This is a genomic window from Flavobacterium sp. Flavsp81, from assembly GCF_059491325.1.
Genome location: NZ_CP168505.1, coordinates 494,421 through 518,806, shown reverse-complemented (window position 1 = coordinate 518,806; position 24,386 = coordinate 494,421). Strand labels below are relative to the sequence as shown.

Here is a 24,386-nt window from a genome sequence, read left to right as displayed (position 1 = left end):
TCCTGTAAAATTAATTATTGAATATGAAGAAATTATTTTTTGCCGTTTTATTTATGTCTTTTTTTGCCAATAATATTCAGGCACAGGTTGTAGGACTTGAAATTGGAGATATTGCCCCTGAAATTGATCTTCCGGATACAAAAGGAAATAATATTGCTCTTTCATCCTTAAGAGGCTCAATAGTATTAGTTGACTTTTGGGCTACCTGGTGTGGTCCCTGTATTAAAGAACAACCGGAGCTTTTAAAATTATACAATACTTATCCTGAAAAATTTTCAATTTACGGAGTTTCCCTTGATACAAAAAAGCCGGCATGGACAGGAATGATAACAAAGCTAAAACTCCCATGGGCACAGGTAAGCGATTTAAAATACTGGAGTTCTCAGGCTGCTACAGATTATATGATACAAGCTTTGCCTTATAACTTCCTGCTTGACAAAAACGGAATTATCCTTGCAAAAAATATTCATGGCAGTCAGCTAAGTCAATTAGTAAAAGAATTGGCTGCTAATTAATCTTTAATAATTTTAAAGATTCACAAAACTTTTTCTTCTTTCAGTAATTATGCTCTGTTAGAGGATTTTTAAAACCTAAAACCACTTTTATTTTATATTTCTAAAAATAGCTGTCATTTTATTTGGCGGCTATTTTTTTTATTATTTACTTTGTATCTCAAAGTACTTTAATTGTACCGTTAAATATTTAAAATGAAAAAGACAAAATACATATTTCTCGGGATAACTTTTTTAATAAGTTTTGCTTGTGCCTTATATGTTACCATGCTGGTTTTTCCGATAAATTCGTTTTCGAAAACAAAATCGGAAAATAGTGCTTCAGGTAAAATTCAGGATGGCGATATTATTTTTCAAACCTCTGAATCAAGTCAGTGTGAGGCCGTAAGGATTGCGACTAAATCGAAGTTTTCCCATTGCGGAATAATTTTCTTTACAGATGATGGAAAGCAATTGGTTCTTGAAGCTGTTCAGCCTGTAAAAGTTACCCCTTTAGAAGATTGGATAAAACACGGAAGAGACAGCAAATATGTAGTGAAAAGATTAAAAAATGCTGCCACTATTTTGAACGCAGAAACACTTAAAAAAATGAAGGCTTACGGCAATCAATTCATAGGTAAGCAATATGATGCCTATTTTGAATGGACTGATAACAGAATCTATTGCTCGGAATTAATCTGGAAAATATATAAAAATGGGGCCAATACAGAATTATGTGATCTTCAGGAACTGAAAGATTTTAATTTGAAGGATAAAAGGGTTCAAAAAATACTGAAAGAAAGATACGGAAATGATATTCCGCTTAACGAAAAAGTAGTCTCCCCTTCTAATCTGGCTGATTCTAAATTATTAATAACCGTATTTGATAACTATTAAATCATAAAAGCTAATTCAAAACTCAGTTAGCTTTTTTATTTATTAATTTACTTTGAAATTCAAAGAACTTTTAACTAACAAACAATGAAAGACCATATTATCGAGAAAATGTACGAGTATACCAAACAGCCTTATCAAAAATACTTTAAAAGAAATAAGCCTTGGGAAATTGACAAATCAAAACTTCTGGATTATTCCGAAGGTAGTCTGGGACTTGGTTTAGGGAACTTTCTTTATAAAAATCATTTTGATATACAGCCCAAACTGGAAGATCATGACATCATTCATGTTTAACGGATACAGGTATTTCTGTTCGTGAAGAAATCGGAATGCAGTATTATCTTTTGGGAAATGGAAAAAAAAGCTTGTATCTGTTTTTAGTCATATTATCCGGTACACTGTTTTACCCTAAACATATCGGGTACTTTGCTCAGCAATACAAAAGAGGCCGTCACGCACATTCTTTTTATTATCTGAATTTTTCAAATATGCTTTTTATGTCTATTGAGACTATTCAAAAAACCTTTAAAATTTAAACTTATGAAAACTATCGACAGCAAACTTTTTGAAGAAATTCGATCTATTGAATTGGCAGTTGGAACTCTTATCATTAGTACCGTTTTATTTGCATTTTATATGATTTCAAACGAAAGTCCTAACATTTTGGTTATTGCTTCCCCGTTTGTTGTTTCAATCGTATTTCTGAATGCTGTAATGCTGTTTCATTTGATAGATAATTTTATAAGACGGTATGAACAACGAAAAGACATAGGTCTTAAAATACTGATATTGCTATCAAATATTCCTACAGCACTCTTGTATTATACTATTATTATGAAGCACTGATTTTAAAAAAATTTAATCATAAAAAAAAGCTATAAGTACAAACTCATAGCTTTTTAGATTTTTTATTTAAAACTTAATTAGAAGTTGGAAGAATAATTCCGTTCTGGTCAATTAAATACAATAAAGTTGTCATTGTAGCTGCTCCAAGTTCAAGTTCTCTTTTGTTTATGGCATCAAATTTATCGTTTGCTGCATGGTGATAATCAAAATAACGTTGTGAATCCGGTTTTAAGCCTGCTTTAACTATTGTTTTGGAAGTCAAATGATCAATATCTGAACCACTATGCCCAATTGTAAAGCTGTGAACTAAATAGGGCTCAAAAAAGTCTTTAAATCCCTGTATTTTTTTCAGGTTTGCATCATCTGCATCAATAGAAAAACCTCTTGGACTGAATCCTCCTGAATCACTCTCTAAAGCAAAAATATGATTTTCGCTTTTTTGTTTTGAGACTTCTTCATATTTAGCTCCGCCTTTTCCACCGTTTTCCTCATTCATAAATAATACAACACGAATTGTATTTTTAGGTTTGTAGTTTAAGTTTTTAAGAATACGAACTACTTCCATACTTTGCACTATCCCTGCTCCATCATCGTGAGAACCATCGGCTAAATCCCATGAATCAAGATGGCCGCCAACAACCATAATGTTCTCAGGGCGCTCCTTACCTGTAATTTCCCCAATCACGTTGTAGGACAATACATCAGGTAATGTCTCGCAGGATTGTTTAAAATAAAATTTTAAAGCCGGATTATTTTTTAAGGATTCACTCAATAATTCAGCACCATTAGTACTGATAGCTGCAGTCGGAATGTATTTTTCTTTTGGTAAATCACCATAACTTTGTGCTCCTGTATGTGGAAAATCATCCAAACGTAAATTCATCGAACGAACAATTGTTCCTACAGCTCCAAACTTAGCAGCTTCTTTTGCACCATCAAATCTTTGATCTACACAAGCACCGTAAGATTTAAAAGTTTCAATATTTTCAGGATCCATCGGTCTGTTAAAAAACACTATTTTGCCTTTTACCTTCTCTCCTAATTCATTCAGTTCTTTAATTCCCTTAACTTCGATAACCTCAGCGGTAAGGCCTGTCTTTGGAGTTGAAACAGAACCGCCTAAAGCACAAATCGGAACAACTGTTTTCGTTTTATTGTCTAAAATGTAGGCTGTCTCTTTTTCACCACGCACCCAATGAGGTACCATAACTTCTTGTAAATATACTTTATCAAGACCTAAAGTCTCTAATTGCGTTTTACAATACTGAACAGCCTTTGCTGCATTGTCAGAACCCGATAAACGGCTTCCGATATCATTAGACAGATATTCTAACCATGTATAACATTTAGAATCAGTTAATGCTTTTTTATAAAACAGTTTAATGTTTTTTTCATCATTTGATTGTGCAAAAGATGTCAATCCGCTTAAAATTAAAGCAGTTAAAAGAATTGTTTTTTTCATAGAAAATAAAGTATTTGAGGTTTTCCTAAAAATGAAACCGCAAGATAGTAATTTTTTAAAAATTAATTAATCAACCCTTTTGATTTCTGTTTTTTCTCCAATACCATTTTCATTAAAAGCTTCAATCACAAAATAATATTTTGTGCCTTTGTCCAAACCCCTAAAATCATACGAGTTATCTCCATAAACCATAATACTGTTATATAATTTATCCGGAGCAATTCCGTAATAAATATTATAGCCTATGGCATCAGTTTGTTTTTTCCACGAAATAATGGCGTTACGCGAATCAGATTTATTTCTGTTAACTTTAAAATCAGAAACAAATTTTGGTTTTTCTGCTAATCCGTTTCCAAAAACCCTGAAATCTGAAACTGCAAATAATCCGGATGCATTATGAATATTTACCATCTTAATGTAACGAGTCTCAATTGGTTTTGTTAATTCTACATAATCGTGGGGAACATCTTTATCATTTTGGGATTTATCAATTACCAGTTTCCAATTTACAGCATCATCAGACATGAAGATTTTATATTGGTAATAAATATCCATTGCTTTATTGTATTGCGTTGCTTTATGATCTGCATAATTGATTTGCAGCGCCCTAATTTCCATCTTTCTACCTAAATCAAGCTGTAGCCATTCGCTTGGTTTATCTGTTGTTGCTGACCAATAGGTCTGAATATTTTCATCCGTTAAATTCGAAGCATCATAACAGATTTTTTCGTAGACTTTTTTGCTTCCGTTATCCATTCTGTGTGTTTCGACATCCTTACATTCCTCAGAAGAAGAAACTGTTACCGGTTTTTTATACGAAAGTAACATCCAGCCTGAAGAAGCTCCCTTAGTCTGATCGCGTTGACTTGTTGGAAGCATAATAGGGAAATCACCGTAAGAAGTAATAGAATACATAACATCATCCTTATCAAATCCTGCCGGGAACATATCAATACGACGTTCAAAACGGTCTTTTATAGAAATTTTACAGGTTCCTGTATTCCAGTAATTACCATAATTATCTGCGAAAGTATTTCCGTGTCCGGCACCAATTACAAATCCTCCCGGTTTATACGACATTGGATTGTGTTTTTGGTATGTGAAAGGCCCCAGCGGGCTATCGCCGACATGAACACCATTCGCATAGCCTTTAAATTCTGTAGCCGGAGCGCCGTATTGCATATAATATTTTCCGTTGTGTTTTGTCATCCAGGCACCTTCAATAAAATTTCCCCAAGGCGCAGGCTCCATATCATTGTTAGGTCCAAAACGTTCCCAGCCGTGTGCTGCAGGATCCAAGCCTGCAACCGCTTTTGCTTCGCCATAAGGTTTCTGAATATCTTCAACTTCGGTTGCGACATACAATTTTGCATAATCTGCCTGATTTCCTTTGGGAAGCCATGTTTTATAATCTACCTCAACACCAACAAGCGGTAACTTTCCGCTTGAACCGTAATACATGTAAACTTTTTTATCATCGTCCTGAAAAATAGCAGGGTCCCAGGTTGGGAGCATGGCAACATCTACATGCCTCGTCCACCTGCCGGATTTTGGATCAGCAGTTTTCCAAACCGGATGATCTTTTTTCCATGTTGAGCCTACATAAAATAAAGTATCGTTTACAACCCAGGCAGTTGGTGCGCATTGGTCATCATCTGCCGGTTTTCTCTGAAAGCTTCCGTAAATAAATTTCCAGTCAGACATATCCTTGCTCCAAAAATATCCGGCCTGATTGGTTGCAAACAAATAATACTCCCCTTTATAAGTAATAATTACAGGATCAGCACTAGAACGTCGGGATTCAGGGATACCGTTATGATTGTAAGTCGTATAATTGTACCCAATATTGATTGGATTACAATACGTTGTTGCCGGTTTGTCAGGGTCAAACCATTCTGTTTTTCCATGTTTATTCTGTGCTGGTGCCTTAAAATTAAAACCAATCAGTAACAGTAAAAGCAGAATTGAATATGCTTTTTTCATTTTTTTTAATAGTATCATAAGACGCTGTTTCACTTTAAAATTTATTATTCAATAGTAATCTCCCCAATCTTGTCATTTCGACGAAGGAGACTCAAGCGTTAGCGAACAGACGAAGTAAATCGCATCCAATATTCTATTACAGTGCATTCTCTTCTTGTGTGATTTCTCCTTTGTCGAAATGACAAAAAAATGCATAACTTAACATTTTAGAGTTTCAAGCTTATAAAAAAGCCCTTCGTATAACCAGTACGAAGGGCAATTACCAATCAACAAACCACTTATTTAGTTAACTCAAAACTAATTTTCTTATCGGCATTTGAATTTGTTCCAACAAAAACATCAAACTGCCCTGGTTCTGCTACGAATTGTAAATCAGAATTATAAAATTTTAAATCTTCAACCGTGATTTCGAAAGTCACTGTTTGCTTTTCTCCTTTTTTTAGCGTTATTTTTTGGAAACCTTTCAATTCCCTAACCGGTCTTGTAACTGATCCGACTAAATCCCTAATGTATAACTGAACCGTTTCTTTTCCATCAAAATTCCCTGTATTTGTAATATCAACAGTCACATTTATTTTCCCGTTGAAGTTCATTTTATCAGATGAAATTTTCAAATTTGAATAATCAAAAGTGGTGTAACTCAATCCGAAACCAAAAGGGAATAATGGCTCGTTTCTCTCATCTAAATAATTTGACCTGAATTTTTCGAATTTGCCTTCTGCATTGGAAAGCGGTCTTCCTGTATTTTTGTGTGCATAATAAATCGGTATCTGCCCTATACTTCTCGGAAAAGTTGTTGTCAATTTTCCTGAAGGATTAACATCTCCAAATAAAACATCAGCAATAGCGTAACCTGCTTCACTTCCTGCAAACCAGACATTTAAAATAGCCGGAACAGTTGCTGTTTCTTCCTTTAAAACTAAAGGACGGCCATCAAATAATACTAAAACAACCGGTTTTCCTGTCTTAAGTAATGCCTGTAATAAATCTTTTTGCGCTTGTGGAATTTCTAAGTTCGTACGGCTGCTGGATTCTCCGCTCATTTCTGCAGATTCTCCAAGTGCTGCCACAATTACATCCGATTGATTGGCAATTTTTAAGGCTTCGGCAATTAATTCTTCTTTTGAATGAGGATCACGATTTAAGGTTTTACCAAACATTGTTGCGTTGGTTTCAAAAGTTTCATCGTAATCTAAATTGCTTCCTTTTGCATAAAGTACTTTAGTTGATTTTCCGCCTGCTTCCTGAATTCCTTGTAATAATGAAATACATTTATCACCAATCGTGGCTACACTCCAGGTTCCTGACATATTGTTTTTGGCATCTGCCAATGGCCCGATAAGTGCGATAGTTCCGGATTTTTTAAGAGGTAATAACTGATTTTTATTTTTTAATAAAACCAATGACTGTGCTGCAATCGTTCTTGCTTCTTTCCTGCTGCCTGCTGTGAAGATTTCTGTTTTAGCTCTTTTTTCATCACAATATTTGTATGGATCCTGAAACAAACCTAAATCATATTTTGCTTCTAAAATAAGTCTGACAGCATTATCAATCTGCTCAATGGTTATTTTTTTCTCCTCCAGAGATTTTTTCAAAGTACCCAGGAAACCTTCTCCTACCATATCCATTTCAACTCCGGCATTTAAAGCTAGGGCAGACACATCTTGTAAATTACCCATTCCATGTTCGATCATTTCCGGAATTCCTGTAAAATCAGTCACTACAAAACCTTTAAAACCCCATTGTTTTCTTAAAACATAAGTCATTAACCATTTGTTTCCAGTTGCAGGAATTCCGTCAACTTCGTTGAAAGAAGCCATAACTGATCCTACGCCTGCATCTACAGCAGCTTTGTATGGAGGAAAATAATCATTGAACATTCTGATATGGCTCATATCGACTGTATTATAATCACGTCCTGCTTCGGGCGCACCATATAAAGCGAAATGTTTTACACAGGCCATAATCGAATTGTTTTTTGAAAGATCATGCTGCTGATATCCATTTACCATTGCTTTTGCAATCTGGCTTCCTAAATACGGATCTTCTCCTGAACCTTCAGAAACTCTCCCCCAGCGAGGATCACGGGAAATATCAACCATTGGAGAAAATGTCCAGTTGATACCGTCGGCACTTGCTTCCTGAGCCGCAATCTGGGCACTCCTTTCGATCAAATTCATATCCCAGGTACAAGATAATCCTAACGGAATCGGGAATGTTGTTTCGTAGCCGTGAATAACATCCATTCCAAAAATCAATGGAATTTTTAAACGGCTTTTTTCAACAGCAATCTTTTGTACTTCCTTAATTTTTTGAACTGATTTTATATTGAATAAACCTCCCACTTTACCTTCTGCAATATTTTTTGCAACATTTGAGCTGTTTGCCTGTCCTGTTGTAATATCGCCTGATGTAGGTAAATTCAATTGGCCCAATTTCTCATCTAAAGTCATTTTAGACAATAATTCGGCAACAAATTCGGCTTTTGGTTTAATTTTTACACCATTTTTAGAATCCTTCTTTTGAGCAAAACCCAAAACAGTACAGCCTAAAAAAAGTATGATTAATTTCTTTCTCATATTAGATAATATTATTCTTTTTATGTAATCGCCATTGTTTATTCCTATTTTGGTTCGGACCAATGGCGATTTAATAAATGTGGTATTTATGTTCTTAATGTTTTTGAATGATTAAAATCCGTATTTTCCTGAATGAAAACCAAGTTTTGCTAAGCCCAGTTTAGTTTCCTGGGCATTCATGAATAATTTCCATAATAAACCTGAACGATAATTTTCTATCATAGGTGCAATTGTTCCCTGATCAATGGCTAAATAGCATTTTGTTACCCAATCATATTGTGGCGAAAAAGCATCGTAAGGACCTGCAATTCCAATATATTTTGCTCTATTTTCATCATATAAATAATGTAAAAACTTCATAGACTCTGTTGGTGTATACGGAAACGAAGATAATGCTGCAGTAGGCGAAATAACACCTGTATCATTATTTGGTTGATGAGCTGTATAACCCGTTGTTCCATCAGGATTACGAGTATAACTTGCTGTGAGTCCCCAACATTTATCTGAATAGTCTTTCCATCCCTTTGGGTTAGCGATACTATACTGAACCATAATTTTAGCGTGATTTTGTGTCAATTGCCAATAGTCTGCATATTTATCTGTTAAAGTATTTGGATCCAGACCTAAATAGGAATAATGTGACCAAAACATAGGGCCAACATTTCCTGATGCCCCGTTATAGTTTAAAACAACCGGAAATCCATATTGAGAACTTCCATTTACAATAGCACCGCTTCTTGCCCATGCCTGATGATAGGCTTCTGCCGAAATTGGATGTGTTGGTGATGAAGCAGCCATTACATAGGTAATTAAACATTCATTATAACCTTCCAGCTTAAAGTTCATTTCCCAGCCATAATTAGGTGACCAATGCCAATATAAAGCATTTTCTCCTTTGGTATACCAATCCCATTCAACACCTTTCCAGAGTTCATCCGCTTTTACGGCTAATTCTTTTTCAGTTGTACTTCCATTTTTAAAATATTCCCTAATGGTGATTAAAGCCTGACAAACAAAAGAAGTTTCTACCAAATCCCCTCCATTGTCTTTTGTTCCAAACGGAATAACTTTACCTGTTGTATTGTCCATCCAGTGTGGCCATGCTCCGTGAAAACGATCTGCTTTTTCTAAAAAAGTTAAGGCCGTTGTAAGTCTGGAAACAGCCTCTGCTCTTGGTAAAAAACCTCTTTCTACGCCAACAATAATTGTCATTAATCCAAAACCGGAACCACCGGTAGTTATAATGTTTGACTCAAAATCAGGATTTTCCGTAAGATATCTTTCGCGGGCTAATTTTGAATTAGGGTCTGCATAATCCCAAAAATATTTCATTGCATCTTTTTGAACCTGGTCCAATGCCTGCGTGTCCGTTAAAGGTGTAATTGGATTTGTTGGCAATGGTGTTCCTCCACTCGTTCCTTCCGGAGAAGAAGAAGAGCAAGAATTAAAAGCATTCAAAAAAAGAAGGATATATAAGCTGATTTTCATTTTTATAAATTTGTCGGATTACACTAAAAAAACACCTGGATACTTTCAATCCAGGTGTATTGAATTTATCTTTTATCTTTTTCTAATTTATATAAGGCTACAGCTTCATTATCTGTTAGTGCTGCATCATAAATTCTGAATTCATCCATTGATCCAGTATAATGAAGCATCCAGCCGTCAGCGCTGCCCCAGGGAGCGCCCAAATGCTGTTGATAGCCGCCAATGATGAATTTTGATACTTCGGAACTTGCCAAATCACCAAACCCGGCACCTCCTGTAGCAGGATCACTTGCATATCTTTTAGCAATAGAAGCGGGTAAATCCAGTTTTTGTCCGTCAATGTACATGCTGTAAGTAGAACTGGTTCCGTTATACGTCCATATCACATGTTTCCATGCACCAAACATATTATTTAAAACATTGGCTCCTCCATGCTCAATAAACTGACCAGACCATGGAATACTTGGTGTCACGTCTTTTTGAATATGATTTTTCATCAACATGGTTGTTGCCGGACCTGTGCCTTCAATTAAAGTAAAAATATTGCCCCAAAAATCTGTTTTTTTAGGGAGCATAAACAGAGATTGTGCTCCTCCGGTATGTGGTTCTGTTTTAATCCACATTGAAACTGTAATACTTTTTAAATTTATTATGGAATTAGCAACAGTATTATAGGCAATAAATGAACTTGCTGAGCCTTTATAAGCTTCTCCTTTTATACCTGTTTCGTATGTTACATTAGTTCCTGTGCCATCTGTTATGCTATTTTTTGAATCAGTAATATTCCCGTCAAAACTAAATTTTGATACTAAATGAGCAGCGGCAACCTCATCTGAATTTTCATAACCTCCAATTGACTCATACGGAATCGGGCTGTTTACTTTATCAATACTATCCTCGCAGCCAACAAACAATGCTGAAGCTAAAACAGAAAGCAGGAAAATAGATTTATTTTTTTTCATTTTTAATGTTTTAAGGATTAATAACCCGGATTTTGAGATGATAAACCATCGGCTTGTTTTAGGAATGCTGCCGGAATAGGAAATAATTCGTTTTTGTTTTCCGTGAAGGTTTTTCCATCTGCAGCAAAGGCAGCTTTGGCCTGACCAGTACGCACTAAATCAAAAAATCTGTCATGCTCAAAAGCCATTTCTACTCTTCTTTCTTTCCAGATTGCAATTCTGACATCTCCTTGTGATACAGCCGGAGTATCCCCTAAGTTAGCGCGGTGTCTGATTTGGTTTAATAACGGAATCGCCTCACTTGTTTGTCCTAATTCATTCAAAGCTTCCGCTTTCATCAATAAAACTTCGGCATATCTCAGGTATTTAATATCAACATCTGTTTCCCATGCATCTGTGTAAGCTGATGAGTAGGCTTTGTAATTGTATCTTTCGTTTTCAACCGTTACCGGTACCACTCTGCCATCATATAAAGTTGTTCCTCTGAAAATGATAGTAGCTGCTTTTCTGACATCACCGGCTTCATAAGCATTCACTAAACTTTGTGATGGTGTATTAAAGCCCCAGCCCCAGCCACCGGTACCACGAGCGCCTTGTGTATTAGAATAACCTTCGATTCCTTTAGCCGGAACAGTACCTTGTGCGTAAATTTCGAAAATTGATTCTGAATCAAATTTTCCCGCCGGTCTGTACATTGAAGCATAATCATTAACAATGGAGTAACCTGTAACTTTATTACAATTATCAACTACTTTTTGCCAGTTTTTTTGATATAAACTAACTTTAGCTAATAAAGCATAAGCGGCCCCTTTTGATGCTCTTGATTTTTCATTAGCTGAATAAGCTGTTTTTTCAGGTAAGGCAGCAATCGCATCATTTAAATCAGCTTCTATGAAAGCATATACTTCAGCAGATGTTTTACGGGTCAGCTGCATAATCCTGTCAGTATCTGAACCCGGTATTGGTAAATGATCTACAATAGGTACTCCTCCATAGCATTTTACCAAAGTAAAATACATAAAAGCTCTTAAAAACTTTGCTTCACCGGTTAATCTGGCTCTTAAATTAGCATCTGCTTTATCTAGTTTCGGAAGAATATTTAATGCCTGATTACATCTGTTTATTCCGTCGTAATTGGCAATAAAAGTACTCTCGGCAGAAGGATTAGAGGCATTATAAGTTAAAGCGTCCAACACATCTTTATCAGTACCTGTATCACCTGGCGAAGATCCTTTATCAGCATCATCAGAAGTAATACTCGACAGCCCAATCCAACCGAAAGAGGTCATGTCCCAATTTAAAAACTTGTTATAAATTGCCGTGACAAACGAAGCTGCGCCGGCATCATTATTGAATAATTCAATATCTTTTGTAGAAATAGATTCTGTTTGATCTACATCTAAATAATCGTCTGCACATCCTGTAAAAAAGAATGCTGATACTACAAACGCTGCTATATATATCTTTTTCATAATTTTAAAATTTTAGGTTAGCACCCATTACAAATGATCTCAAAGTTGGATAAGCATTCAGCTCAACTCCTTGAAGATTGTATGGATTACCGTCATCATTTAATTCTGGAGAAAATCCTGAGAATTTTTGAGTAATAAATGGGTTAATTGCATTTACGTAAATTCTGCAAGAGCTAATAAAACCACCTTCAGGCAAAGGCAATTTATAACCTACAGTAATATTATTTATTCTGAAGAAATCACCTGACTCTAAGTAATAAGTTGAAGCAACCGGAACCTGATTAAATGGTGCCGGATTTGAAGCTGTCAAATTATTTGGTGTCCAAAAATCTACTGCAAGAGACTCTTCTATGTTTTCACCAGAAAAGCGTTGTGCTTTTTTACCATTATATACTTTTGCTCCATTTGTTCCGTAACCATCAACAGAAAAATCAAAGTTTTTGTAAGCAAGACCTAATGTTACTCCATAATTTGATTTTGGTAGTATTGAACCAACGTATTTTCTATCAGTATTAATATTTAAAGCATCTTGAGTAACTTTTTGACCTGTAGCATTGTAGTACAGCATTTTTCCGTTTGAAGCATCAAAACCTGCATATTCATACATATAAAAACTTCCTAACGGCTGACCTATAGAACTGTTATCTAAAATTTTAGTATTTTGTCCATTCCCTAAATTTCCGCCATTTTGTATTGTTAATTCAACATCTTTTAATCCTGTAAGTTCATTTTTATTGTCCGAAAAATTACCACCGATCCAATAATTAAAATTTTCCCCTATTTTATCATCCCAACGCAACGAAATTTCATATCCTTTATTAGATACTTCACCAACGTGAGCAGGCGAAGCATTTGTAATTCCAGATGTAAAATAAGGTTTAGTATTTAAAATTACATTTGTTGTTGTTTTATCATACACATCAAAAGTTCCTTTTAACCTATTATCTAATAATTCAAAATCAAGACCTGCAGACGTTTCTTCTGTAATTTCCCAAGATAAACTAGGATCAATTTGTGAGCTAATAGTTGTTCCCTGATTTAAAATAGAACCACCTAAATAAGCATTTTGACCAGATGTATAACTTTGGTTATTAAGAGGTACATTTTGATTTCCTAAACGCCCCCAGCCTCCTCTTAATTTTAACAAATTGATTGTTTTTGAATCAGCCAGAAAGGCTTCTTTAGATATAACCCAACCTAAACCAAAAGCGGGGAAGGTTCCCCAACGGTAATCTTTACCAAAATTGGATGATCCATCACGTCTAATAGTACCTGTGATCAAATATCTATCCATCAATTTGTACTGGAAACGACCCAGATAAGATGCCAGTTTTATTTCGTTAAAAACTTCATCCTTATAGCTAGTAACATTAGTAGCATATTCTACGTCTTTTAACCCCCAATAATTAGCATTTGAATCTACATTTTTACGCACAATGGTTAGTTTCTCTCTATTCCCTTTAACGCTGGTTTCTATACCTGCTGTTACTTCTACATCATGAATTTCAGCAAAAACTTTGTTATAAGTTAAGTAGTTTTGTAAGTTCCAATTGTAATATTGTTCTCTGCCTTTAGTTAATGTATTTAAGTTCGCATTTGGAAATTCTTTTGCATAATCGCTTTCAACTTTATTGGGATTTGCAGCCAGCCAAATATTTTTATTATCTGCATAATCATATTGTTTCCAGCTATAGTATTCCCCATTAAATTGAGACGTGAATTTTAATGATTTCAAAATCTCATAATCCAATTTCAAACCTCCCTGAAGCATAATACTTCTTTGTTCTTCATTTTTAAAATCCAGTTGTGCCACAGGATTACCAACATTGTTAAATGCTGAACCTGTTTGACTAACAAAACCATCCGGACCAACTCTGGACACTCCATATTTCCCATCGGCAAAACGAACAGGAACTAATGGTGATTGTTTATAAGCATTTGTAAAGGCATCTAATGGCTTAGGTGTTGATTTGGTAGAGGTAAAACTAAAGTTTTGATTTAAAGTCAGTTTTTTAGAAATCTTATATTCATTGTTATTTCTAAAAGTAGTACGTCCATAATCCAATCCGTTTAAGATTGCTTTTTCTTCGTAATTTCCTAAACTGAAAAAATATTTAATACTTTCAGTGCCACCTGAAACAGAGACATTGTTTTGAGTGTAGCTTCCTGTTCTGGTAATTTCGTCAAACCAATCAGTATTTACAGGCTGATCTTGTGAAAAAGTAGTAGTCTGCAAAGCCGAGTTCGTATAATGTGCATACTTGTTACTTCCAGACATTTTTACCTTTTTTAAAGGCTCTCTTACTCCTGCAAAGCTTTCAATTTCTACAGAAACTTTATCTCCTTTTCCTTTTTTAGTAGTAATAATGATAACTCCATTAGCAGCCCTTGTACCATAAATTGCTAATGCGGAAGCATCCTTTAAAATATCATACGAAGTAATATCATTTGCATTAATATTATTGATATTTTCTGTTGGCATTCCATCAACAATAAATAACGGAGATCTTCCTCCTAGTGCAGTACCCAAACCTCTAATTACTACAGAAGGCGTACTTCCCGGCAAATCAGATGAAATCACCTGTACCCCGGCCGCTTTACCCTGAATGGCTTGCGAGGCATTCAGTACTTTTGTTTTTGTAATTTCTTCTCCTTTTATAGAACTAATTGCAGTAGTATTATCCACTTTTTTTCTTGTTCCGTATCCAATAACAACAACTTCTTTTAGGGCAGTGTCACCTGATTCTTTTAAGGTAATTGTCATTACGCCTGAAGTAGCTGCTACAGAGACAGCATCAAAACCTAACATGGAAACCTTTAATATTTCACCGGTTTTGGCATTTATTGTGAAGTTCCCATCGAAATCAGTATCAGCAGAAGTTCTTGATTCTGCAGCACTGATAATGGCACCCGGGATTCCCATTCCGCTATTGTCCACTACTTTTCCCTTAATTGCCTGTCCGGACATATAAGCCGGAAGCAGCAAGAGCACTAAAAAGCTAAAAATAATTTTTTTCATACAGTTCGTAATCGTTTAAGTTAGTAAAGCCAAATTAAACAATTACATCGTTGTAGTACATCAAATCATACTACTACACGGATACATCATTATGTTAAAAAAACACCGTATACTCATGTAAATCAAATATTTAAATGCTAATTATTTTTCATTAACATAACATTATGATGTAGTAATGATGTATTGGAATAATACAATGAACGGGGTTAATAAATAATATATGTATAAAAAACAAATACAAACTTTATGTACTTAATAAAAATTTTGAAAGATTTTCTTCCTGAGAGAGATTTAACTTCTTTCTTAGTCGATATCTGTGTAGTTCTACACCTCTGAATGAAATATTCATCAGTGGAGCAATTTCTTTGGAAGACAAATTCATTTTAAGATAAATACAGAGTTTTATGTCTTTTGGAGTCAGGTTTGGGAATTTTTTAGATAAATTAATAATAAACTCATTGTGAATTTGATTCAGGTTATTTTCAAAAATTTCCCACTCATGTTTATTCACTTCATTTATCTTAATTGCTTTTTTGATTTCGCTTTTAAGTTTATTGAAATCTTTTTCCGAATCAAGAATACTCTGAATATTTTCAATCATTTCGCTTTGCTTTGCAATAGATAAAGATTTTCCCGCCACCTCAGACGATTTTGTCTGTAATTCCAATTCCAGTATATGTTTTTCATATTCCTGAATATTCAGTTCATTCTCAGCTTTTAATTCCATTTCCAGAATTTCCCGCTGGTGTTTTAATTCTTCAGCCTGGAGTTTTAACTTTTGTATATAACGAAGCTTATTCCATTTATAATAAAGAAATAAAACTGTACCTATTAATAACAAATACAGTAAAAGCATCCAAACAGAGAAATACCACGGCTGAGCAACTTTAAAATCAAAACCGGAAACTTTATCATAATTGGCTCCATCATGTTTATAAACCATTATAGAATGATAGCCGCTGCTTAAATTGTTCAGTACAATTAGTCCGTCAGAAATTGGAATGAAATCCTTGTTTTTATTGATTTTGTAAAATAAATTAGGCTTACTGGCCCCGTAAATCCCGGAGATTACATTAATTTTTAATTCTGTGTTATATTTAATCTTGGACTCATCCGGAAGCAGATTTCCATTATTAAATGCCTCAATTTTGACATCTGTATTTTGTTTATTTTCATATTTCAGCTGAAGAGAAATAAATCCGTCATCAAGATTTAATAAATAATGATTTTGAGTTTTGAAAATCCTTAAGTTGTCATTGATTAACTTTCCTTTATAATATTTCTCCTGAATTATATTCCAGAGAAACTTATTTCCTCTGGCATAAATATGGTATAAAATTCCATCCTGAAGGACCATAAAGTGCTCTTCATCAATTGCTACAACATCTGTTATATCTTTAAAATTGGTATTAAACAATTCATTTTCCTCGAGTTTGTTGGTAATCGAGTTATAAGTGTACCATGAATTATTGATTAGAAAAAGGATTTCTTTTCTAAATTCAAAAATCTTAACCCCAAAATCATTTTCTATCTTGCTTTGCTGAGTAATATTTTCGACTTTCTTGGTCTGATAATCATCGTCGTATAAGACACGATATAAACCACGATAGTTATCCGCAGCAAAAATTTCATTTTTTTTATTCTGCGCTACATATTTTATAGGCTTCGAAATATCTTTAATTGTTTTGTATCCACTTGGTTTTGAAATATCATCATACACTAAAATCCCGCTATAAGTCGATTGAAAACAAGTATTGTTAATACTGCTTTTTGATAAATTCCAACCGCCGCTTACATTGTTCGTTTTAATTAGAGATCCATTATTATAGCAAAAGGTTCCATCGTTATGCCCAATAATATATTTATTGTCAAATTTTGTAATATTCCAGGCCTGCCCCTGAGTGTTGGGCAACATCTTGAATTTCCCCAAATCATATTCAAAAATACCATGATTTGAAGCAATTAAATATCCTTTGCTGGTTGTTGCAACAGAGTAAACGGAACCTAAAATTCCCGAATTGTCATAAAAAATTGATACCGGAGAATTTACTTCTACATGGGCAATACCATTATCTAAACCAAGCCACAAATCATTTTCTTTATCTAAACCAATGCTTAAAATTGAGTTATTCATCAATACATTGTTCCGGTCTATATTTTTGAAGGTATCCGTTTTGAAATCATAAATAAAAACACCTCTGTTTCCGGTGCCTATCACTAATTTATTATTTTTAATAAACTTCGCTACATTAATTGTAGCTGCCTTTAAGATTTCATTCAATGGATTATTCCAAGACCTTAAGCCTCCATCATTTTCAACAATAAAAATCCCTTTTTTCTGAGTAAAAATATAGGTTTTGTTCTGATATTTTTCGATAGCATGAACAACACATTTTTTTAATATATCCCACCTTTTTGGATTTGAAATCCGTGTAGCATTCATCTTAAAAACCCCTTTTTCTACAGAAGCCACATACAGATTTTGATCAACAACAAAACAATACGATATTAAAAAAGGAAATCTGATTTTTTGAATGTGATTATTTTTATAAATAAAAACATCATTAAAAGACTGAAAGTATATTGCCCCGTTAAACCTGAAAATTTTCCAGATTTCTTCGTTATCCTTTTCATCAAATAAACGAAGTTTTTTGGTAATCGAAACATAATGCATTTTGCCTTCTTTTCGATACCAGTAACCAAATTCTTTATAAGATCCGGAATAAATTTTATCACCTTCAATCATAATCGAACGGATGATGGTTTTATTGGGCAATGTATATTTTTCCCAAATCACTCCGTCATATCGCAATAAATAGTGATTATTGGCAAAATACATCGCATTATCTTTTCCCTGAACGACATTCCAAATTTGATTGTCTCCCTGATAATTTGATTTATTATAATTTTCTACGAAGGGAAGTAATTCTTGTGCCTGGATTTGTGAAGTGATAAAAAAGAGGAAAAATAATTTTGGAAGTATCGATTTCAAAATATTCGGATTTATATTCAAATATAATGACAAATATTGAATTTTAAGGCATAAAAAAGCTTCCAGACTGAGAAGCTTTTTTATAAAATACAGTATGACATTTTAACTCTCCAGCAAATGATAAACCTGATTTGCAATTTCAAATTCTTCATCTGTTGGTACCACTAAAATTTTAACTTTAGAATCCGGAGTATTAATCATTCTGTTTTCTTTAGAACGTATTTGATTTTTATCATCATCTAATTCTATTCCGAAATAACTCATATCCGTACAAATTAATTTCCGCATATAGGATGAGTTCTCACCAATACCTGCTGTAAAGACAATGGCGTCTAAACCGTTTAAGGCTGCTGTATACGAGCCAATAAACTTTTTAATACGGTATGCATTCATCAACAAAGCCAATTGACATTCCTTGTTTCCTTTTTGGGCATGAGATTCAATATCACGCAAATCGCTGTAACCAGTAAGTCCCAACATTCCGCTTCTTTTCTGAAGGATATTATTGATTTCTTCCAAAGAAAAACCCAATGTATTCGACATATAAAAAATAACCGACTGATCAATGTCACCAGCTCTTGTACCCATTATTAACCCATTCGTAGGACCAAATCCGAAGGAATGATCAATACTTTTGCCATTTTTTACGGCAGTCATACTACAGCCGTTTCCTAAATGAATCGTAATGATATTCTCCGCTGAATTATGTAAATCTTTTAGATAATCAATTGCCTGCTCTGAAACATATTTGTGACTTGTTCCATGAAAACCATAAACACGGATTCTATTCTCTGTTAAAAATTCATTTGGAATTGCATATTTATAAGCCACTTCTGGCATTGTTTGATGAAAAGCAGTATCAAAAACAGCAATTTGATGGGCAGTATCAAAAATTTCTTCAGCTACATTAATTCCTTCTAAATTAGCTGGATTATGCAGGGGGGCCAGATCAAAAAGCTGTTTTATTTTGGCTTTTACTTTTTCGTCAATTTTTACTGTTTCTGTAAAAGTACTTCCTCCATGTACAACTCGATGCCCAACAGCAGTAATTTCAGAAGTCGATTTAATAACTCCTTTTTCTGGATCCAAAAGCATACTGGCTACTTTTTGCAAACCAATTTTGTGAGTCGCAATCGGCATTGTTTCTTCATATGAATTTAATGAGGCTTTAAAAGTAACATTCGAACTTTCTAAACCAATTCTGTCAATCATACCGGTACAAATTACTTCGTTTTCCGGCATAACCATTAATTGATATTTTATGGATGAACTTCCTGAGTTTATTATTAATATTTTCATTTTTTTTATAGTTGCTAAGGTACTAAGACACTAAGTTTCTGAGTTTTTTCAAATGCTCAAAGCATTTCAATTTTTAATTTATTTTAGATAGGTCAAGTTTTTTTTGCAGTAGCTTGCCTTGCAAAATTTATCACTAATAATTCATAACTAACAATTAATAATTGATTAAAGTCCCTGTGCCTGAATCGCCGTAATTACTACAGTATTTATAATATCATCCACCGTACAGCCACGGCTTAAATCATTTACAGGCTTGTTTAATCCCTGTAACATTGGTCCAATAGCCAAAGCTCCGGTTTCACGTTGTACAGCCTTGTAAGTATTGTTTCCTGTATTTAAATCCGGAAAAATTAAGACACTCGCCTGCCCTGCAACTTCAGAATCCGGCATTTTGCTTTTTCCGACAGCGCGATCAACTGCGGCATCATACTGAATTGGTCCTTCAATTTTTAAATCGGGACGTTTTTGTTTTACTATTTCGGTTGCTGCTCGAACCTTATCAACCTCATCCCCTTTTCCTGAAGATCCTGATGAATAAGAAAGCATCGCGATTTTGGGTTCAATACCAAATGCCAGACTTGACTCTGCTGATGAAATTGCAATTTCTGCCAATTGTTCAGAAGTTGGATTCGGATTAATGGCACAATCACCAAAAACCGAAACACGATCTTCTAAACACATGAAAAATACAGAAGAAACTATCGAACAATTTGGTTTTGTTTTAATGAATTGCAATGCCGGTAAAATAGTGTGCTGAGTAGTATGTGCAGCTCCCGAAACCATTCCGTCCGCGTGACCTTTATATACCATCATTGTTCCAAAATAAGAACCATCTTCCATTAAATCCCTGGCAATTTCAAGTGTCATTTTTTTTGCTTTTCGCAGCTCATAATAAGTTGTCACATAATTATCATAAAACTCAGACTCTTTAGGGTTTATAATATTTACTTTCGAAAAATCGAATATTATTCCTAGTTCACTTATTTTATTCTCTATTTGTTTTTTATCGCCAATAATTGAAATATCAACTACATCCATCGCCAGCAATCTTGAAGCAGCGATAATGATTCTTTCATCACTTCCTTCCGGTAAAACAATATGCTTGCGATGTTGTTTGGCTCTTTTTACCATATTGTACTGAAACATTTTGGGTGTCATCCCTTCTGCCTGAAAAGTTATCAATCTTTCAGATAAAGATTCAACAGAAACATATTTCTCAAAAGTACTGATCGATGTTTCAATCTTATGGGTGTTATTAGCATAGATTTTCGACTTTATAGCACCTATTTTATTGGTAATATTATAGGTTCCTCCATCAACTGAAATAATTGGAACAATAGCAGAGAGTCCTTCAATAAGTTTAAGAATACTCTCTTCCGGAATAATATTACCGGTCAAAATAATACCAGAAATAGAAGGATAATTAGCTGATTCATTAGCCTGCAGAGCTCCCAAAATAATATCAGAACGGTCACCTGGAGTAATTACTAAAGCATTATCATGCAAGTGAACCAAATAATTATGCAATTGCATGGCACCAACGCTAAAATGTCCGATTTCATTGTTCAGATAAGTGCCGCCAAATAATACTTTTGCATCAAGTTCATTGACAATTTCCTGCATCGTAGGATTGTTTAAACTCGAAATCAACGGAATTGTATTTACCAGAACATTGGCAGGCAAACTTTTTTGTAATCCTTTTGTTACCAGTTCTATATTTTCCGGCTGTACCTTATTTGCAAAAACCGATAAGACCTCTACTTCTTTTACTTTAAAAGAATCATAAACTAAATAAAGGCTGTCAACTAATTCATCCAATGTTTTACCCACTCCTGAGCCAATAATGATTGTAGGTATTCCCAGATTTTTTGCAATTAAAACATTCAGATCCAATTCGATTGAAGTTCCTTCACCTGTAAAACTTGTTCCCTCGACCAAAACAAAATCAAACTCTTCTTCAAGTTTTTTATATTTTTCAATAATCAAATCTAAAACCTCTCCTATTTTTCCTTTATTTTTTTTCTTGATTAATTTGCTTTTGGTAATCGCATATGCATCTTCAAACTTAATGTCAAGGTTAAAATAAGAAAGTACTGTTTCAATATGATTGTCTAATTCGCCATCAATAAAATCCTCTACAATGGGTCTAAAATACCCTACTTTGGCAGTTTTACCAATTAGAATACTCATCAACCCAAGGGTAATAATTGATTTCCCGCTATTCTGATCGCTTGTGGCTATGTATATTGCTTTACTCATAATTATATTTTGAAACTAAATAATGTTTAGAAATAGTATTTTTATAATAAACAGCCTTAAAACCAGCGTCTCTTTTTAAAATAAATGATCAAAGCGATTACCAGGAAAAACATCGCAATCATGACGCTATGATAGCCATATTTATATTTAAGTTCGGGCATGTTCTCGAAATTCATTCCATATACTCCAACAATGAAAGTTAACGGAATAAATATGGCTGAAATAATTGTAAGCGTTTTCATAATCTCGTTCATTTTCCGGCTTTGTTCGGAAAAATAGAAATTAGAAGCACTTTCCAACGAACTCATATCCGAATCTATTTGCTCTAAAAGCTCCAGGCTTTTTTGATGCAATCTGATAAAAAAGTTAAAAGTTTCTTTTTGAATCAGATCATTAGTCTCATCCTCTCTAATGGTTTTCAAATAGTACAACGAATCCCGAAGTGGAACAATCGATCGCTTTAAAAAATTAAAATTATCACGATGGTTCTCAATCTTTTCAAGAATAATCGGATCCGCCCCCTTTTTGGTTAAATCAATGAGTTCTTCAATGCTTTCTTCCTCATCCTCTATAGTAATGTAAAAGTTTTCCATTACGGCATCCAATAATAAATAAAGCAAGTAATCGACTTTTTTAGTTCTTACAATTCCGGCATGTGTGCGAATGCGTTCTCGTATGTGTGTAAAAAAATCGCTTCGCTTTTCCTGAAATGAAATTAATATTCCGTCTTTCAAAATAAAACTAAGCTGTTCAACTTTAAGGCCGTCTGAGTATTCTGAAGGCAAAAGTGATTTTATATTAAAAAATAAAATATCTTTTTGCTCTTCTAACTTGGTCCTTTTTGTTGTATTTAAAATATCTGCCAATAAAAAATCATCCAGTTTAAAATGTTCTCCTATAGTTTTAATTAAATCGATATCGTTTAATCCGTGAATATTCAGCCAGTTATTTTTAGTATAATCGATGCAAGTATTTAAAGCCAAAATGTTAAACCTGTCATATTCAATCACATCTGCATCATCGTATACAAAAAGCTGCATCTCAGATTGATGGTCTTTATGTGTACCTGTATATTCTAAAGTAGTATGCTGTACCTTGCGCCCCTCCTTGTATTTTATCTTTCTCATCAAAATGATTTATATAGTAATATTACAAAAAAGATTCTGAACAGGAAATGACAATTATCATTTTGATGGGAAGAAATCCTAAGATAATTCAAAAAAATAATTACTTTTAAAAAATCAATGTGTTTAGAATTCAATTTGAAACAAAAAGCTAAGAATGGTAAACAAAATAAAAATCTCAATTCCAGAACCTTGTCATGAAAATTGGTTTGAAATGACTCCAACCGAAAAAGGCAGATTTTGCAACAATTGTCAAAAAAATGTTATTGATTTTACAAAATCATCTGATAGAGAAATTCTTTTAGCCTATAATAAAACTGATAACTTATGCGGTCAGTTTAAAGTATCACAATTAGAGAGAGAGATTAGTATTCCAAATCCTAAAAAATCAATTTGGATGATTGCAGCTGCGTCAGTAATTGCTTATTTAGGATTTGGAAGCCAAACTGTAAGAGCCCAAGGTAATGTAAGAATAGAACAAACGGATAAAAAGGCAATACAAGCTAATATTTCAATCGATAGTAGCAATACGGAAATAGAAATTGAAGGAAAAATTTTTCTTGGTGAAACAAATCCAAATTTCGAAGAAGTAAATATTGTTCTTTATGACAAAAACCAAATATTTCATCCCAATGCAGATGGAAAATTCTGCATAAAAGCAAATAAAAACGATAAGATATTAATTAGTAAAGCTGGATACATTAATTATTACACTAGAGTATTTAAATCAATCAATTTAGGTGCTATAGAGTTAGAAATTGATAATTGTCAAACATTTGTTGCTGGTGGTGCTTTTGCTGTAAAAAAAAGTTTTTGGTATCGTCTTTTTCATAAAAAATTAAATCATAAAAAAAAACCGAGTCATTTCTGACCCGGTTTTATACTATATAACACACAAAATATCAATTTATTTCGCTATAATTACTGTGTATGATAAATTTGTAAATACCCCGTTTGTAACTTCAAAAACTTCTGGAGTTACTACTTTAGTTTGTAATATACCAACTTTTTCAGTTCTAAAACTAAATGTTCCTGAAACTGTTTTTTTAACTGGGTCCATTGAGGTAACTGTTATTTTTCCTGATACCGGGAAGTGCTCTGTATATGTAGCTCCATCTATTAAATAAGTATTTAAAAATAGTGCATCACTCACTTCTTCTTCGTAAAAATTATATACCCTCAAAGGCATAGCGTCATTAGTAGTTAATTCACTTTCAAATGCTAATGAAAGCATTTGTGAATTGTCCTGAATGCTAATATCAAAACGCTGACCTTCCCCTGGAACTTTAATTAAAGTTACACTGTTAATTTTTATTGGTTTCCATTTAACATCATTAATAGTCGCTGAAATTGAGTTGTTTTCGTCATTGTTGTCATCACTACTGCATCCTGTCATTAAAATTGTTAAGAAGATTAACACGAAACCTAGAATTTTTTTCATAAATATTTATTTTGATTTAATTTTTTCCAAATAAAAGATTAAAATTCTTAATAAAAAAATCAAAAAACCACA

17 protein-coding genes are annotated in these 24,386 nt (G+C 33.8%); 5 read left to right on the top strand and 12 right to left on the bottom strand.

The window, feature by feature from the left end; genetic code table 11:
- Positions 1 to 23 precede the first annotated feature (23 nt).
- From ACEN92_RS02320 to ACEN92_RS02305, 4 genes are all read left to right on the top strand, one after another.
- The gene (locus ACEN92_RS02320) at positions 24 to 515 is read left to right on the top strand and encodes a TlpA family protein disulfide reductase (protein WP_495640757.1); all 492 of its coding nucleotides are present in this window, start codon (positions 24 to 26) and stop codon (positions 513 to 515) included.
- 192 nt (positions 516 to 707) lie between these two features.
- Positions 708 to 1,388: a YiiX family permuted papain-like enzyme gene (locus tag ACEN92_RS02315; protein ID WP_495640756.1), complete on the top strand. Its 681-nt coding sequence runs from the start codon at positions 708 to 710 to the stop codon at positions 1,386 to 1,388.
- Positions 1,389 to 1,472: 84 nt separating this feature from the next.
- Complete coding sequence (locus ACEN92_RS02310; protein WP_495640755.1) at positions 1,473 to 1,682, top strand: hypothetical protein; 210 nt, start codon at positions 1,473 to 1,475, stop codon at positions 1,680 to 1,682.
- Between the two features lie 246 nt (positions 1,683 to 1,928).
- Entirely contained in the window at positions 1,929 to 2,234 is a 306-nt protein-coding gene (locus ACEN92_RS02305; protein ID WP_495640754.1) for a hypothetical protein, read from the top strand.
- Between the two features lie 73 nt (positions 2,235 to 2,307).
- On the opposite strand, the gene ACEN92_RS02300 is transcribed toward ACEN92_RS02305, so the two are convergent.
- From ACEN92_RS02300 to corA, 11 genes are all read right to left on the bottom strand, one after another.
- The gene (locus ACEN92_RS02300) at positions 2,308 to 3,696 is read right to left on the bottom strand and encodes a M20/M25/M40 family metallo-hydrolase (RefSeq protein ID WP_495640753.1); all 1,389 of its coding nucleotides are present in this window, start codon (positions 3,694 to 3,696) and stop codon (positions 2,308 to 2,310) included.
- A gap of 66 nt (positions 3,697 to 3,762) precedes the next feature.
- On the bottom strand, positions 3,763 to 5,679 hold the full coding sequence (locus ACEN92_RS02295) for a family 43 glycosylhydrolase (RefSeq protein ID WP_495640752.1): 1,917 nt from the start codon (positions 5,677 to 5,679) through the stop codon (positions 3,763 to 3,765).
- A gap of 278 nt (positions 5,680 to 5,957) precedes the next feature.
- The gene (bglX, locus tag ACEN92_RS02290) at positions 5,958 to 8,258 is read right to left on the bottom strand and encodes a beta-glucosidase BglX (RefSeq protein WP_495640751.1); all 2,301 of its coding nucleotides are present in this window, start codon (positions 8,256 to 8,258) and stop codon (positions 5,958 to 5,960) included.
- Positions 8,259 to 8,369: 111 nt separating this feature from the next.
- Positions 8,370 to 9,746: a glucoamylase family protein gene (locus tag ACEN92_RS02285; protein WP_495640750.1), complete on the bottom strand. Its 1,377-nt coding sequence runs from the start codon at positions 9,744 to 9,746 to the stop codon at positions 8,370 to 8,372.
- A gap of 65 nt (positions 9,747 to 9,811) precedes the next feature.
- Complete coding sequence (locus ACEN92_RS02280; protein WP_495640749.1) at positions 9,812 to 10,708, bottom strand: LamG-like jellyroll fold domain-containing protein; 897 nt, start codon at positions 10,706 to 10,708, stop codon at positions 9,812 to 9,814.
- A gap of 17 nt (positions 10,709 to 10,725) precedes the next feature.
- Positions 10,726 to 12,180 (bottom strand): RagB/SusD family nutrient uptake outer membrane protein, encoded by a 1,455-nt coding sequence (locus tag ACEN92_RS02275; RefSeq protein ID WP_495640748.1) that lies wholly within the window; start codon positions 12,178 to 12,180, stop codon positions 10,726 to 10,728.
- Positions 12,181 to 12,184: 4 nt separating this feature from the next.
- Positions 12,185 to 15,199 carry a SusC/RagA family TonB-linked outer membrane protein gene (locus ACEN92_RS02270; RefSeq protein WP_495640747.1) on the bottom strand — a complete coding sequence of 1,005 codons (3,015 nt, stop codon included), beginning with the start codon at positions 15,197 to 15,199 and terminating at the stop codon, positions 12,185 to 12,187.
- A gap of 244 nt (positions 15,200 to 15,443) precedes the next feature.
- The gene (locus tag ACEN92_RS02265; protein WP_495640746.1) at positions 15,444 to 18,191 is read right to left on the bottom strand and encodes a helix-turn-helix and ligand-binding sensor domain-containing protein; all 2,748 of its coding nucleotides are present in this window, start codon (positions 18,189 to 18,191) and stop codon (positions 15,444 to 15,446) included.
- A 102-nt stretch (positions 18,192 to 18,293) separates the two neighbouring features.
- Positions 18,294 to 19,490 (bottom strand): acetate/propionate family kinase, encoded by a 1,197-nt coding sequence (locus ACEN92_RS02260; RefSeq protein ID WP_495640745.1) that lies wholly within the window; start codon positions 19,488 to 19,490, stop codon positions 18,294 to 18,296.
- A gap of 165 nt (positions 19,491 to 19,655) precedes the next feature.
- On the bottom strand, positions 19,656 to 21,749 hold the full coding sequence (gene pta / locus ACEN92_RS02255; RefSeq protein ID WP_495640744.1) for a phosphate acetyltransferase: 2,094 nt from the start codon (positions 21,747 to 21,749) through the stop codon (positions 19,656 to 19,658).
- Between the two features lie 56 nt (positions 21,750 to 21,805).
- On the bottom strand, positions 21,806 to 22,876 hold the full coding sequence (gene corA / locus ACEN92_RS02250; RefSeq protein ID WP_495640743.1) for a magnesium/cobalt transporter CorA: 1,071 nt from the start codon (positions 22,874 to 22,876) through the stop codon (positions 21,806 to 21,808).
- 154 nt (positions 22,877 to 23,030) lie between these two features.
- Between corA and ACEN92_RS02245 the strand changes: the two genes are divergently transcribed.
- Complete coding sequence (locus ACEN92_RS02245; protein ID WP_495640742.1) at positions 23,031 to 23,744, top strand: hypothetical protein; 714 nt, start codon at positions 23,031 to 23,033, stop codon at positions 23,742 to 23,744.
- A 36-nt stretch (positions 23,745 to 23,780) separates the two neighbouring features.
- On the opposite strand, the gene ACEN92_RS02240 is transcribed toward ACEN92_RS02245, so the two are convergent.
- The gene (locus tag ACEN92_RS02240; RefSeq protein WP_495640741.1) at positions 23,781 to 24,314 is read right to left on the bottom strand and encodes a DUF6252 domain-containing protein; all 534 of its coding nucleotides are present in this window, start codon (positions 24,312 to 24,314) and stop codon (positions 23,781 to 23,783) included.
- Between the last annotated feature and the right edge of the window lie 72 nt (positions 24,315 to 24,386).